Here is a 12,859-nt window from a genome sequence, read left to right as displayed (position 1 = left end):
ATACCTAAATCGTAACAGGTTCTGTAAGCGCATAACATATTACACGTACCAATCATTCACTCCATAATCGCTCTATTTATTGTTACCTGTACCAAGACTATTGCCAGGAGAATAAGCTTTATTGGCTGGGTGAAAATAGATGGCTAAATAAAGCAACACAGCTTCCTCGAACACACGGGGATCGTACCCGGTTATTTCCTTTATCTTGATCAACCTATATTGAAGGGTGTTCTTATGAATAAACAGCCTTTCGGCCGTCTTATTGATCGATTGATTGCAAGCAAAAAATAAACTCAATGTTTCAATGACTTCTTTGGGATCCGAGAAAGCCGCTGCATTTAACGTTTTCCGCACAAAATCATGGCTGCTTTCCACAGGTACACTATCTAACAGCATTTCGAGCCGTAGATCGTCATAAAATAAAAGGCTCCATTCATCCGATGATCTCGCGTAAGATTCGGCTTTTTCTGATTCCAAATAGGAAATCGGTATTCCCCGAATGAAATCATAGTATCCCCCGACGCCCACCTTAATCGTGTAATTCTCTGATTTTGGGAATTGTCTAAGAATATATTGGATTTTATGAGAGATGACATCTTTTCTTGTTTCTTCACTGGAACCTTGGCAAGTGAGGAGCAAGGAAAATTTCATGAACCCAACTGGAATAATGACATCTTGGTCATTAAATTTTACGGCTTCTTGCAAATAGCCTTTATAGCGATTTTGCTCTTTTTGCAGATCGTAAGACGTCCCCCCTTTTTGAATATCGATGTTGTAATGAATATGGACAGTGATGACGACACGCGGCAAATTAACGTTAAGTCCGATCATCCACCCCCTTGAGGAGAGGACCTTATCTTCTTGCCATCTCCCCTCCAACCAGTCACGAATAAAAACCTCTTTCGACTGATTAATGATCTCATTTTGCTCATCGATGAGCTGTTCCTTGATCAATATCTCCGTCATCTTGCGGATAATCTCTGCCATCTTTAATACTTCCGGTTCGGTAGCCGTTATGCCAATTACACCGATAACACGATTCTCAAAATAAACAGGCAAATTAATGCCTGCTTTGGAACCCGCGAATTGATTATCTTTAACTAATAGCTTTTTTTTCGTTTTAAGAACGACCAGAGCTCCCTCATGCACTAAACCGATACGAGATTGATCTGTACTCGCGATAATAATCCCTTCATCATTCATGAAGTTAATATTTCGGTTAATAATTTTGGAAAGCTCTTTCACAATATATTGCGATTTTTCACTCGAGATCATTGGAATCAGCTCCTAAAGCTCTTGCAGCAGATGGTATATGCCCATGAGCGTACTCCGTAAGGTATCGTGACTAACGACCACAGAGGCCTGTATCTCTTTATAAATCAATTGACGATGAAAGCTTGGGATAAAAAGTTCACCACTTTTGGAAATTTGACCACCTAGCACAATAATGTCAGGGTTAAAAGTCTTCAGCACAGCTGCTAATGCCTCTGCAATTCGATCGCCAAACGCGTCGAACAGTTGCTGAGTTGAGGCCTCTCCAGCACGTGCGGATTGGGCTAACTCTTTGACATCCCGCCCCATCAGGTTAATTCCTTGTTCGGATGCAAGTGCTAGTAACCCGCGCCGCGAGATATAATCGTCAGCGATACTGGAACGGTATGGGATCGCATACACCCAACCGCCCGCTGGAACATCATCTCGTTGTGTAACCAACTTACCTGACTCCACAAACCCCGATCCGACTCCCGTTCCAAGGGTAAGACAAACGGCCTTCCGAAATGTTGCGGCTTGCCCGAATTGGGCTTCTCCAATCGCAAAAAGTGAAGCATCATTCTCAAAACGAAGCAAGAAATCAGGCATGATTCTATCCTTTAATCGCGTGTCCGACTGCATCATCTTCTGCAGCTGTTCGCCAACCTGCATGCCGTATAAAGCATCAAATTTATTCAAGCCTTGAATATAGCTGATCCCCTGCTCATAATCGAACGGGCCGGGGAAGGCATAACCTATCCCAGCTATCCGTTCTTGGCCGTCAGGATCTGCTAATCCCAGCAGGTCTACAGCTATTTGTACAAAATGATCAAAGATGTTCACAGCGGACTCGTTCGATTTGGATGGATACTCCGAAATCGTGTGTTCCATAATCCGTCTCGAGCTATCAATTGCTCCTGCTTTAATGGATGTACCGCCAACATCGAAAGCTAAATAAATACCTTCTTGCATACTATTTCCCTCCATCTGAAGCTGTATGTCATCCTTTAACAAAAGCCTTGATCGTCGCTATCGTCTTACCGATACTTGGGCCCGCAGGCTTAATGACGTATTGCTCAACCGATGCCGGTATAATAAACGTTTCCGCATAATGAATAATGAAAGGTTCAAACAAACCTTCAGGACTTTCCACGACAGCCTCATCGCCCTCAACTAGATTAAGTACATGAACACTGCCATTGCCTTCATGCAGCACGGGCTCTGAGAACCAGTGACGGCGTGTTTCGATAAATTCGAACTCATGAAGACCTGTGCGCTCTTCCCGCCAGCCTTCTCCCTCAGCTACCGGTTCTACTCTACCTACTAATTCTTTCTCGGTCCAAGCTGTCGTACGGTCCCATTGAATCACTTTCGAACCATGATCAATATGAACAGGACGCGGCTTTCCATCTAGACCTACGCGATCCCAGTCCCACAGTTTAAACGTGAAAATGTAAGGCGTCGCACTAATTTCGAGCACCATACAATCACTGCCTGAGCAATGCACTGTACCTGCAGGAATCAAGAAATGATCGTGTTTCTCAGCTGGAAAAATATTTACATATTGCTCGGCTGGGAAGGGTACGCCTTGCTCCGCTTTTCGTAAATCATCGATCATCTGCTCAGGCACTACATCATCTTTGAGGCCCAAATAAACTTCAGCCCCAGGCTTAGCATCTAAAATATAATAGCTCTCGTCCTGTGTATAGTTCATTCCGAATTGGTTGCGAATATAATCGGTTGTTGGATGTACTTGTAAACTCAAATGTTGACCACCAACGGTATCAAGGAAGTCGAAACGGATCGGAAACTCCGCGCCGAATCTGGCAAATACCCGCTCTCCAAGAAGCGACTTTGGTTGTAAGAATACGAGGTTAATCGCTGGCACATCCAATTGAATCGAACCGAACTCCAGACACAAGCTGTTTTCTTCTGGCACGCCATCGAAGCCCCACGCATACGGATGCTCTTTGGGTTCCAAAGACATCTTCTCCTCAAGCCAAGTGCCGCCCCATACACCAGGATCAAAATAAGGGACAAGTCTGAAGGGTCTGTTAGCGATTTGCTCCATACCATCCAGCAAGGATTCCCATGAAACAAGCTTCGGATCGTCCTTCACATTCGTGTCGAGATAATAGTCGATATGTTCAAACAGCGACCGCTTCAATCGATCCGCCATGCGCCATTCGTAAAAATAACCCCGCTTGTATTTACGCAGCATATCTTCATTTTCGTTACGAGCAAGCCAATTACCAAATTCCTTTGAACGGTAGCGAAGCTGAATTTCCCATCGTGTTATATCTGCATATACGAGCAAATCACCTTTGGAAACAAGTGAAGCACCAAAACCAATCAGTACGACAGTCCCTTCTGACACCGCATCCACTTGCTCTTTCAGTTTTGCCAATTTCAATGGGTCATACAAATCTTCAATATGAAAAGGAGACATGTATCCGAATACCCGGTCATCCGTTAGATAACGTTCCAGCATGATTTCCATTTCAGCTGCGTCCATAGCGGCTGCTTCCACGTCGATAACGACTGTCGGTTGAAGGTAAGGTTGAAGTCCTTCTAGAATCTCCTGCTTTCGAACACCTGGATAACATTCAATAACAAGTACTTCTTTCTGCTTTTTGTGCAAACGAGCATTCAGAACCTCACCAATATCCATGTAACCTCGTCGTACCTCTTGCTCGTGCCCTTGAATTCGAATCGATGGTTTCTTGTTGTATGTAATCGTCATGAATGGTTACCTCCATAAATTTTATCATTATATAACATAATATAACATAAACTAACATGTTCGACCACAAAAAAATCTCCTTGTAACAGATTAGCTACAAAGAGATCGATGCATATCCTGTTAGATTACGTGTAATTCTACGTCTGCTAACTCACACGCTTCACGTACTTGTTCATTCACTCCGCTATCTGTAATCAGCACCGACACTTCATTTAACTGAGCTACCGTAGCGAATGAGCGACTGCCGATTTTGGAGGAATCCAGTAACATAATGGTTCTTGCCGCCGATTGAATCATGGTTTTCTTGACTTGTGTATCCATCATATTCGGATCTGTGAACCCTGCCTCTACTGTAAAACTAAGTGACGACAGAAACGCTGTGCGCGCGTGATACTGTGAGAAAAAAGCTTCTGCCACGGGTCCCACAAATGTACCTGAAGGCTCTCGTAACACACCTCCACAACATAAGACCGTATGCGATCCGGCTACATCCCTTAGCTGTTGGAGGGCATCCAATCCATTGGTCATCAGTGTCAAATGGGCGTGATTAAGATACGCGGCCATTCTGGACACTGTCGTCCCTCCCTCCACAATAAGGACATCCCCATCAGATACAAACCGCTCTGCGGCGTAGGCTGCGAGCCTTTCCTTCACTTCAGGATTCCGCGATTGCTTATCCGGCAGCGCGGGCTCTCCAATAAGCTTATCTACGTATATCGCTCCGCCATGAGACCTCGCGACCAATCCTTGTTGCTCTAGAAGCTCAAGGTCACGCCTGATCGTCATCTCCGATACGCCAAATTGGTTACTAAAATCCTTAATCGTAGCGCCTCCATGGCGAGCCAAATATTCGCTGATAACTTGCCTTCTTTGGATAGGTAACACGATCGAACACCTCATTGAATAAATTGTGTATAATTATCACATAACATAACACACCAAGAGGTTTTCGTAAAATGAAAATACAACAGGTTTGCTGACTTTTTCTACAAAAAATTCTATAAAGACAAAAAACAGGAGAAGATCCTATTGGACCTTCTCCCTTGGCTTAATCTGTGAACCTGTACAGCTGTTCCCTAGTAAATGTCCATTCCGGGGATTTCAACTTCCCCTCAAACGCAGTGGAATACCAAGGATTCCCCTCCCCGTTAACCTCATTCTCCAGAATGTGTATGTCTTGTGCAGGCGTGTAGCCCTGTGCTAAGATAAAGAGCTTTTCACCGGTCTTGGTGTTCTGCGCCATATCCAATACGACGATTGCATGTCCCGGCGAACCCCCTTCCAGAAACACATCTCCAGCCTGCATCTCTGACAGCGGCACCTGCTTCATTTCCTTCGATAAGGACAACGTTCCCGCGTACGCAAATACCATGTTCAGATAACTACGAAACACCTCGTAGCTGTCGGAGGCCGCTCCCCGTTTGGTCCATGAGACTTTGTTGCCGGAAACTTCAATCCGATTCCCTTTCCGCCATGTTGCATAGTCCGCTTTAAAGCCATTTGTAAAATTGAAGTGAATCTTATCATATTTGCCACTGCCATACAGGTATTCCGCCCGCAGCCTCATTACTGCATCGGCGCACTGCTGCAAATCTCGCTCGCCTACATCCACATCGAGCACAGCTTCGTAAACCTCTTTAGCCTTGAGCTTCCCATTAAACAAATGTACCTTGGAGCCATGGGGCTTCAAAGGCAGATTCCGCAAATAATCCCCATATGACCCAACCTCTACAGGAACCCTCTCATAACCGTTAGGAACGGCTATCCGTTCCATCACGTTTGTTCCTTCTGCATGAATCAATTGTTGTTTGTGGGATTTGGTTTTCGTAACAGTATCCGCGGCTTTCGACTGTTCCTCCCCTGCGGCTGAGCAGGAACTGAGCAGCAGCGCAGAAAGGGCAGTAACCGTTATCCATTTTTTCATCAACAACAGCAGCTCCGTTCATGGACCTTGTCTAATCTCTCTATCTAGAGGAGTCGTTAAATAGACGATCCTCTGGAGCGAATAGTTGTTGCTACTGCTTGATTGATTTATTTCTCCCAAAGCTCGATCAGTCGACCTTCAGGATCTTCAATCCAAACAAACTTTCCATATTCACCACTCTCTTTTTTCTTTGCTAGAGGTACTCCAATATGTTCAAGATGCTTAATAGTCTCGTCTAGATTATATACTTGGAAATTTAACATCACTTGTTGTTCTGTTGGGAAATAACTGTCATTCTCGGTAAAGAAAGAAAAGATCGTCTCATTTCCTGATTGAGGTTTTATCACAGTCCCATTCCAATTTTCGATTTCAAGCTTCAATACTTCACTGTACCATTTTCTTGTAACTTCAAGATTCTTCGTTCTCCAAAATATGCCTCCGAAACCTTTTATCATCGATTCTAACTCCTGTCTGTCATCAAATTTTTAACTCTTGAATCCATTAAATATTCGAGGATTACATTTAGATTCCTTTTTCTACTATACTGCCCATTTCTATAGAAAAGGGAACAACTCCACATGGGTATGGAAGTATTATATTGTAATAAAAACCCCGTCAAATAATAATCGACGGGGTTTTTATACAATTTTTATCTCTTAGCGAAGAAGGTTATGTACGTATGTCTTTTAGGTTTGGTATTGCTCTTCAGTGACTTTTTCCAACCATTCGACTGTTTTGCCGTCAAGACGTTCTTGAATGGCTGTATGAGTCATTGCTGCGGTAGGCGAAGCTCCATGCCAATGCTTCTCGCCTGGCGGGAACCAAACCACGTCGCCGGGACTAATTTCCTCGATATGCCCTCCCCAGCGTTGAACCCGTCCCTTACCTGCCGTTACGATAAGCGTTTGACCTAGCGGATGAGTATGCCATGCTGTCCGTGCACCAGGCTCGAATGTAACGCTGGCTCCAACTACGCGCGCAGGATCCGCTGCTTCAAACAGTGGATCGACGCGAACCGTGCCTGTAAAATAATCAGAGGATCCTTTGCCCGAAGCTTGGGACCCTACTCTTCTGATTTCCATATTTGCTATCCCTCCGGTAGAGTAATGTATTGGCCTTCTATTTGAACCATCCCTTCTCTTTGAAACGCATAATAGCCTCAATTCGATTACTGACATTGAGCTTATCGAGAATAACGGAGATGTAGTTGCGTACTGTACCTCTTGTGATGTACATATGATCAGCGATTTCCTTTGTATTTTTACCGTCGGCGATCAGGTTCAGCACTTCCTTTTCCCTTTCGGTCAAAGGATTTTCTTCATTATACGTCTCATCAACCAGTTCTGAGGCATAGATTCGCCGGCCAGCCATCACACTTCGAATCGAGGTAGCCAGTTCCTCGCTTGGGCTATCTTTCAACAAATAACCGTTGGCACCTGCCTTCACGGCCCTCTCAAAATACCCGTAACGAGCAAACGTCGTTAATATGATGACTTTGCATCCTAATCCCTTTAATTCCTCCGCCGCATCTAATCCGCTCATTATTGGCATTTCGATATCCATGACACAAATATCTGGCTTATGCTTTTTAACCAGTTTCACAGCATCTTCGCCATTGCTTGCTTTACCAACGACCTGCATATCCTCTTCCAAATCAAGTAAGGACGCAAGTGCGCCCAACAGCATCCGTTGATCCTCGGCAATCACAATTCGGATCATATCCTCACCTCCCTGTCTGGTGGTATGATGGCATTCGGCACTTTTATAACAATCATTGTTCCGTTGTCTGAGACAATTTCCATACAACCGTTTACAAACTCAAGGCGCTCTTTCATGCCCCGTAATCCATTTCCAAGTAACACAAGACATTCTTTCGTCATGCCGATCCCATTGTCCCCGACCTTGAGAACGAGATCGCTTGGTGAAGGCTCAATGGAAATCGAACACGAAGTAGCACTGCTATGTTTGATAATATTCGTAATTGATTCCTTCAAACACATGCTCAACACATTCTCATTTATCAAGGAAGTGTTGGTTAACTTCGGATCTCCCTCCACAATGAGGTCGATCTCTGCAGCCTTCAGAATCTGTTTGATCCGAAACATCTCTTCCACTAGTCTCGTTCCGCGCATTTGTGTAACGATTTCCCGAACTTCCTTTAACGCAATTCTAGCTGTCTGACGAACATCATTGATTTCGATTTGTGCTTGCGCTGGATTTTTGCTAATTAATTTCCCAGCCAAATCACTCTTCAAACCAATTAATGACAGTTTTTGACCAAGTGTGTCGTGTAAGTCTCGAGCGATTCGTTGACGTTCTTCTAACTTTACCAATTCGGAAATACGCTTATTTGCATCCTCTAGTTGTCCCTGTAGTTTTTCACTCCTATTTCGGGCGAACGTGGTGACTGGAATGAGAATAACGCCAATGACACTAATGATGATAAAAGGCAATTGTGTAAAATACACAGGATTTTGGGAGACCAATCCATAGTTAATCGTAACAATCGTGGTTACTAAATGAATGCAGTACAACGTAATAAATCCTGCTCGACTTTTCATGGTGCCAATAAAAAATGCTAAAAACAGTGAGAAGTACACATAGCTGAATACGATCGCCATGATAATCGAAATAATAATTTGTACGCTAGTCCAAAAGTACACAATCCATCCTTTAGATACGAAGGATAGCACATAGCAGCTAAAGAAAACCAAGATCATGATTGTGCCTAATACAATTTGGTATGTGGCCGAAGAACGAAATATGAAATAAAAAGGAAGGATATAAAAGACAACCCATATATACGGACTAAGACCGGTGTTTTTGTGAAAAATTTGATACCACTTTTGCATAGTCCGTTTAGCCTCTTTTTCTTCAACGTAGATTTAATTATATTTTAGCACAAACCTGAAACGATGTATTTACTGCCCTTGTAAGCTCGATTTACGGACTTTTACTTTTATTTTGTTAGCCAAAGGATCATGCTCATCTTCCTTAAGGTGCACCTGTTTATTATTTTTATAACCGACAAACGTTTTGTTACGCTCGTCCCAGAGACGGAAACTTAGCGACTTCAAACTGGTGCCGATTGTAATGGTCGTTGCTTTTTGAAGTGGAGGCGTTGCATTATGCGCCTTTTCCAAATAATAATTAGGCACTTTCGGACTCAAATGATGGACATGATGAAACCCAATATTTCCAGTAATCCATTGCAAAAGCTTAGGCAGCTTATAATAGGAACTTCCATCAACCGCGGCTTTCACATAACTCCACTCGTCTTCATTCTCGAAGTAGGAGTCTTCAAACTGATGCTGTACATAAAACAGCCAGATTCCCATCAAGCCTGCTACGAACATGATTGGAGCTTGGACCAGAACAAACGACTGCCATCCAATCATCCAGATCAGTAATCCATATAAAGCAAGGATGGAGATATTCGTCATGTAAGTACTGATTCTTTCCTTGCGTCTTGCACCTTTCGTATTAAAGCGATTCGTAAATAGGAACAAAAAGATGGGACCCAGTCCGAACATAATAAATGGATTACGGTATAACCGATAAGCAATTCGAACCCATATGGAAGAGGCCGCATATTCGTCGACGGTAAGTACCCACATATCACCCACTCCACGCTTCTCGAGGTTACTGCTCGTAGCATGATGGATAGAATGACTATTCTTCCATTGCTGATAGGGAAATAGTGTAAGTATACCGGTAATCGTACCAATGATTTCGTTAGCTCTACGGCTTTTGAAGAACGATTGATGACAACAATCATGGAAAATGATAAAAGTTCGAATAACGAAACCTGATGCGATGATCGTAATCGGCAGTGTGATCCAATAGGAGATAGATAGGCTTAGATACGCAGCTAACCAGAGTCCGAATAAAGGTCCTAAGGTGTTAATTAGCTGTTTGATACTAGCCCTCGTATTTGATTTTTCAAAAGGGGCAACCTGTTTTTTTAAGTTAGTTAGCGTGGGTTGTGTCATCGTATAGTTCCTCCTCGATATGGTGCGCAGGACTTGTTAGCGAATATCAGTTGTAGCATCCTATCTTCATTATAGATATCGCTTTCAATTCGTTGCAGTCATAAACATCATGTAGACGGTATGACATATGTCATATAGGAAAGGGAGAACCACACGCATTTGCTTATCACACTTTTGTGTGCTAGTATTAAGTTATAAACAGCTTTGACATAAACTCACATATTGAAAAAGTGATCATTTGTGTAATGGTACTTTTTTCAATGTGTGATTTTTTTTGTTTAAAAAAGCATGTTAATAACAATTTGGAGGTAATATTATTATGGAAACAGGAACAGTGAAATGGTTTAACGCAGAGAAAGGCTTTGGATTTATTGAAATGGAAGGCGGAAATGACGTATTCGTTCATTTCTCCGCAATTCAAGGAGATGGATTCAAATCGTTGGACGAAGGTCAACGCGTTGAATTTAATGTAGCTCAAGGCAACCGCGGTCCTCAAGCCGAAAATGTTGTAAAACTATAATACACAGTGAACTGTCCTTAACAAGCGTTAAGGGCAGTTTTTTTAATAGAAGGAGGAGAAAATTATGTATTTTCAAAGAAAATCGGTAGAGGATCTCATTCAGGAAAACACCAAAGTCTGGGCATGTAATAACGAAGATTGTAAGGTGTGGATTCGGGACAATTTTTCGTTTGAGTACGTCCCCACTTGCCATCACTGCCTTTCACCCATGATTAGTAGCTTGAAAATGCTTCCTATCATTTCTAACTCCAATAAAAATATGAAGTCTCTTCATAAAGGCAGACTGATCTCCTAGTCAGCAAATTGAAAAAGCTGCCGAATGCTCGGCAGCTTCCTTTTTACAGTCATTGATAATGCCTGATCTGTCCTGAGCTATTGTTCCCCGTTAGAATTATCATAGAATTTTATCGAGTTCAATTTCGTCATGAATCGGAATATCGTAATAACCCACTTTGGGGATGGTTGGCTTCAGCTTTCTAGCCTCGTCAACTGCGTTTAGATTTATGGCGCTTATTCGATACCCGCTTCGTTGGTAAAATTTCAGCGCATCCAAATTATCATTTGTTGTAACAAGGCAGATACGATGCTTCCCCGAAAGCTTGATTCTTTGTTCCACTTCCGAAATCAATTGACTTCCGATGCCTTGTCCTTGCTTCATTGCATTGATACTCATCAACTCACCATCGTGCTCGTTAATTCGATAAGTGGCTGCTCCGACTCGCTCACCATCTGACCAAGCGATGACGGCTTCGATGTCTTTCAGATGATACGACTCCCCTCTCATGATCATGATTTCGCCGCCCCACTCGCTTAACCACAGCTTTTTAAGCCATTCCTTATCATTTTCATTGACAGGAGCAAGGATTTCAATTTGCCCATCTTTTCCCATATTTATCACCCCATTTTAAATTATTATAAAAATAACGAGTTAGAAGTTGTACGTGGAATTGACGGGAAACTAAATTTTCACTCCACTGGTAATACCGGAATATTCATCTAAAAAGCGCTCAGCAAACTTTTTCATTACGATTGTAACGGTATTGTCTTTGAAACAAAGGGTTATTCTTAGATGTGCAAAGGTTTCATCAATAATCATTGGATTTATATATAGTGTATGTTCATCTTTCCAAGCTGCAGCTGTTATACAGTCATAATCGTATCCAGGAAACTTTTGAGCAATTGCTTTTCCAAAACCGAAAGCGATCTGATATTTGCCATCAGGCTTTTCAAATTCCATTATCCCCTCTTCGTCATGGAAAACGAATCTTAACTTACTTATGTTCATCGGATTATCGGTTAATTGATACGAATTTCCGTTTATAGTTTCTATAACTGGAGAAGTTAACCGTCCTTCCGGAAGCAAAATAGAAAGATGGCTTATTTTCTCGCACAATTCCCTATAGGAGTTTTCGTCTGACATCAATGGTTTATCTGAAAGATGTGGATATATGTCATCCCAGATCGCATTAAAAATAGTTTGTATCCCCTCGGGATTCGGTTGCGTGTCTGCCGTAGTCACAATTAGCAGTTCCTTGTCAGGCAAACAGACAGCCAGCTGTCCTCCCATTCCCAGGAAACAAAACCCATTATTGCGAGTTCTCCAAAATTGATAACCATAACCCTGCTGATTGTCAATAGAATTGAAAATCGAATTGGTACTATCGATTTGGTAAGACGTTGCAGCTTTCATATAGTCCGCAGGAATTAACTGTTTGTCCTCAAATTTGCCTTCCTGCATGCAAGTTAATGCAAATTTTGCGAGATCACGCGAGGTACAGAAAATGGCTGAGCCTCCATTTGAGACCCCTAATGGGGTTTTTAAACAGTAAGCATCTTCCGAAAAACCAATTGGCGTCAGCACACGAGGATGCATATAGGCTAGCAGAGACATGCCGCTTACTTTCTCTACAATCGCAGTAAGTGTAACTGTCGCGGATGTATCATACGAAAAAACAGTACCTGGCAGATGCGTTGGCGGAACTGTAAAAAATGTCCTCACCCAGTCAGCATCATCAACTTGCTTAAAAGTAGTCTTTTCATGGGCTGATGCCATCATCAGCAGATCGCGAATCGTCATTTTTTCTATATACGGATGTACGCCCTCAAGGGGAAGCTTTTCAGGGAAAAATGTCGTCACACGATCATCCAGAGACAGCAGTCCTTCTCCTTCCAATAAACCCATGGCTACAGAAACAAAGCTCTTACTGGCTGAAAACATACGATGTTTTTTGTCAGCAGTAAAAGGATTCCAGTAGCCTTCCGCCACCATTTTTCCTGAGCGCAAAATAATAATGCTGTGCATACACAACTGGTTAGCTTCTAAGCGATTGATAAAATGAAGGATGGATGCTGATGGAATACCCACCTCTTCTGGAATCCCCGTCGGCAATTCATTCTTTTCTGCCATGGATGACACACCTTTCTTTTTT

14 protein-coding genes are annotated in these 12,859 nt (G+C 42.7%); 2 read left to right on the top strand and 12 right to left on the bottom strand.

Going from position 1 to position 12,859, the window contains the following annotated elements; genetic code table 11:
* Nucleotides 1–72: 72 nt before the first annotated feature.
* The 10 genes from AC58QO_RS15830 to desA form a co-directional block, all read right to left on the bottom strand.
* On the bottom strand, nucleotides 73–1,275 hold the full coding sequence (locus AC58QO_RS15830; protein WP_497267045.1) for a CdaR family transcriptional regulator: 1,203 nt from the start codon (nucleotides 1,273–1,275) through the stop codon (nucleotides 73–75).
* 12 nt (nucleotides 1,276–1,287) lie between these two features.
* Complete coding sequence (locus AC58QO_RS15825) at nucleotides 1,288–2,223, bottom strand: ROK family protein (RefSeq protein WP_497267043.1); 936 nt, start codon at nucleotides 2,221–2,223, stop codon at nucleotides 1,288–1,290.
* A gap of 28 nt (nucleotides 2,224–2,251) precedes the next feature.
* A complete protein-coding gene (locus AC58QO_RS15820; RefSeq protein WP_497267041.1) occupies nucleotides 2,252–3,994 on the bottom strand; it encodes a class I mannose-6-phosphate isomerase in 1,743 nt (580 codons plus the stop codon).
* A gap of 120 nt (nucleotides 3,995–4,114) precedes the next feature.
* Complete coding sequence (locus AC58QO_RS15815) at nucleotides 4,115–4,879, bottom strand: DeoR/GlpR family DNA-binding transcription regulator (RefSeq protein WP_497267039.1); 765 nt, start codon at nucleotides 4,877–4,879, stop codon at nucleotides 4,115–4,117.
* A 163-nt stretch (nucleotides 4,880–5,042) separates the two neighbouring features.
* Nucleotides 5,043–5,918, bottom strand: a complete 876-nt coding sequence (locus AC58QO_RS15810; protein WP_497267037.1) for a DUF4846 domain-containing protein — start codon at nucleotides 5,916–5,918, stop codon at nucleotides 5,043–5,045.
* A 107-nt stretch (nucleotides 5,919–6,025) separates the two neighbouring features.
* Entirely contained in the window at nucleotides 6,026–6,373 is a 348-nt protein-coding gene (locus tag AC58QO_RS15805; RefSeq protein WP_497267035.1) for a VOC family protein, read from the bottom strand.
* 231 nt (nucleotides 6,374–6,604) lie between these two features.
* A complete protein-coding gene (locus AC58QO_RS15800) occupies nucleotides 6,605–7,000 on the bottom strand; it encodes a (R)-mandelonitrile lyase (protein WP_497267033.1) in 396 nt (131 codons plus the stop codon).
* Between the two features lie 37 nt (nucleotides 7,001–7,037).
* A complete protein-coding gene (locus AC58QO_RS15795; protein ID WP_497267031.1) occupies nucleotides 7,038–7,637 on the bottom strand; it encodes a response regulator in 600 nt (199 codons plus the stop codon).
* Nucleotides 7,634–8,770, bottom strand: a complete 1,137-nt coding sequence (locus AC58QO_RS15790) for a sensor histidine kinase (RefSeq protein WP_497267029.1) — start codon at nucleotides 8,768–8,770, stop codon at nucleotides 7,634–7,636. The genes AC58QO_RS15795 and AC58QO_RS15790 overlap by 4 nt, the downstream gene beginning before the upstream one ends.
* A 69-nt stretch (nucleotides 8,771–8,839) precedes the next feature.
* Complete coding sequence (desA, locus tag AC58QO_RS15785) at nucleotides 8,840–9,910, bottom strand: Delta(5) desaturase DesA (RefSeq protein ID WP_497267027.1); 1,071 nt, start codon at nucleotides 9,908–9,910, stop codon at nucleotides 8,840–8,842.
* Between the two features lie 319 nt (nucleotides 9,911–10,229).
* Between desA and AC58QO_RS15780 the strand changes: the two genes are divergently transcribed.
* Both AC58QO_RS15780 and AC58QO_RS15775 read left to right on the top strand, forming a co-directional pair.
* A complete protein-coding gene (locus tag AC58QO_RS15780; RefSeq protein WP_056625586.1) occupies nucleotides 10,230–10,430 on the top strand; it encodes a cold-shock protein in 201 nt (66 codons plus the stop codon).
* Between the two features lie 64 nt (nucleotides 10,431–10,494).
* Nucleotides 10,495–10,725, top strand: a complete 231-nt coding sequence (locus AC58QO_RS15775; protein WP_497267025.1) for a cold-shock protein — start codon at nucleotides 10,495–10,497, stop codon at nucleotides 10,723–10,725.
* A gap of 99 nt (nucleotides 10,726–10,824) precedes the next feature.
* Here the strand turns inward: AC58QO_RS15775 and AC58QO_RS15770 are convergent, their stop codons facing one another.
* Nucleotides 10,825–11,319 carry a GNAT family N-acetyltransferase gene (locus AC58QO_RS15770; protein ID WP_497267023.1) on the bottom strand — a complete coding sequence of 165 codons (495 nt, stop codon included), beginning with the start codon at nucleotides 11,317–11,319 and terminating at the stop codon, nucleotides 10,825–10,827.
* A gap of 69 nt (nucleotides 11,320–11,388) precedes the next feature.
* Nucleotides 11,389–12,837, bottom strand: coding sequence for a serine hydrolase domain-containing protein (locus AC58QO_RS15765; RefSeq protein WP_497267021.1), 1,449 nt, complete (start codon nucleotides 12,835–12,837; stop codon nucleotides 11,389–11,391).
* Nucleotides 12,838–12,859: the final 22 nt, after the last annotated feature.

Source organism: Paenibacillus sp. J31R30 (assembly GCF_059692115.1).
The sequence above is the reverse complement of the archived record's forward strand: the minus strand, read 5'-3'. Positions and strand labels throughout refer to the sequence as shown.

Bases quoted from the DNA above. Each gene is read 5' to 3' on its own strand.
- AC58QO_RS15830 (WP_497267045.1), bottom strand. From the start codon at position 1,275: ATGATCTCGAGTGAAAAATCGCAATATATTGTGAAAGAGCTTTCCAAA.
- AC58QO_RS15825 (WP_497267043.1), bottom strand. From the start codon at position 2,223: ATGCAAGAAGGTATTTATTTAGCTTTCGATGTTGGCGGTACATCCATT.
- AC58QO_RS15820 (WP_497267041.1), bottom strand. From the start codon at position 3,994: ATGACGATTACATACAACAAGAAACCATCGATTCGAATTCAAGGGCAC.
- AC58QO_RS15810 (WP_497267037.1), bottom strand. From the start codon at position 5,918: ATGAAAAAATGGATAACGGTTACTGCCCTTTCTGCGCTGCTGCTCAGT.
- AC58QO_RS15805 (WP_497267035.1), bottom strand. From the start codon at position 6,373: ATGATAAAAGGTTTCGGAGGCATATTTTGGAGAACGAAGAATCTTGAA.
- AC58QO_RS15800 (WP_497267033.1), bottom strand. From the start codon at position 7,000: ATGGAAATCAGAAGAGTAGGGTCCCAAGCTTCGGGCAAAGGATCCTCT.
- AC58QO_RS15795 (WP_497267031.1), bottom strand. From the start codon at position 7,637: ATGATCCGAATTGTGATTGCCGAGGATCAACGGATGCTGTTGGGCGCA.
- AC58QO_RS15790 (WP_497267029.1), bottom strand. From the start codon at position 8,770: ATGCAAAAGTGGTATCAAATTTTTCACAAAAACACCGGTCTTAGTCCG.
- desA (WP_497267027.1), bottom strand. From the start codon at position 9,910: ATGACACAACCCACGCTAACTAACTTAAAAAAACAGGTTGCCCCTTTT.
- AC58QO_RS15780 (WP_056625586.1), top strand. From the start codon at position 10,230: ATGGAAACAGGAACAGTGAAATGGTTTAACGCAGAGAAAGGCTTTGGA.
- AC58QO_RS15775 (WP_497267025.1), top strand. From the start codon at position 10,495: ATGTATTTTCAAAGAAAATCGGTAGAGGATCTCATTCAGGAAAACACC.
- AC58QO_RS15770 (WP_497267023.1), bottom strand. From the start codon at position 11,319: ATGGGAAAAGATGGGCAAATTGAAATCCTTGCTCCTGTCAATGAAAAT.
- AC58QO_RS15765 (WP_497267021.1), bottom strand. From the start codon at position 12,837: ATGGCAGAAAAGAATGAATTGCCGACGGGGATTCCAGAAGAGGTGGGT.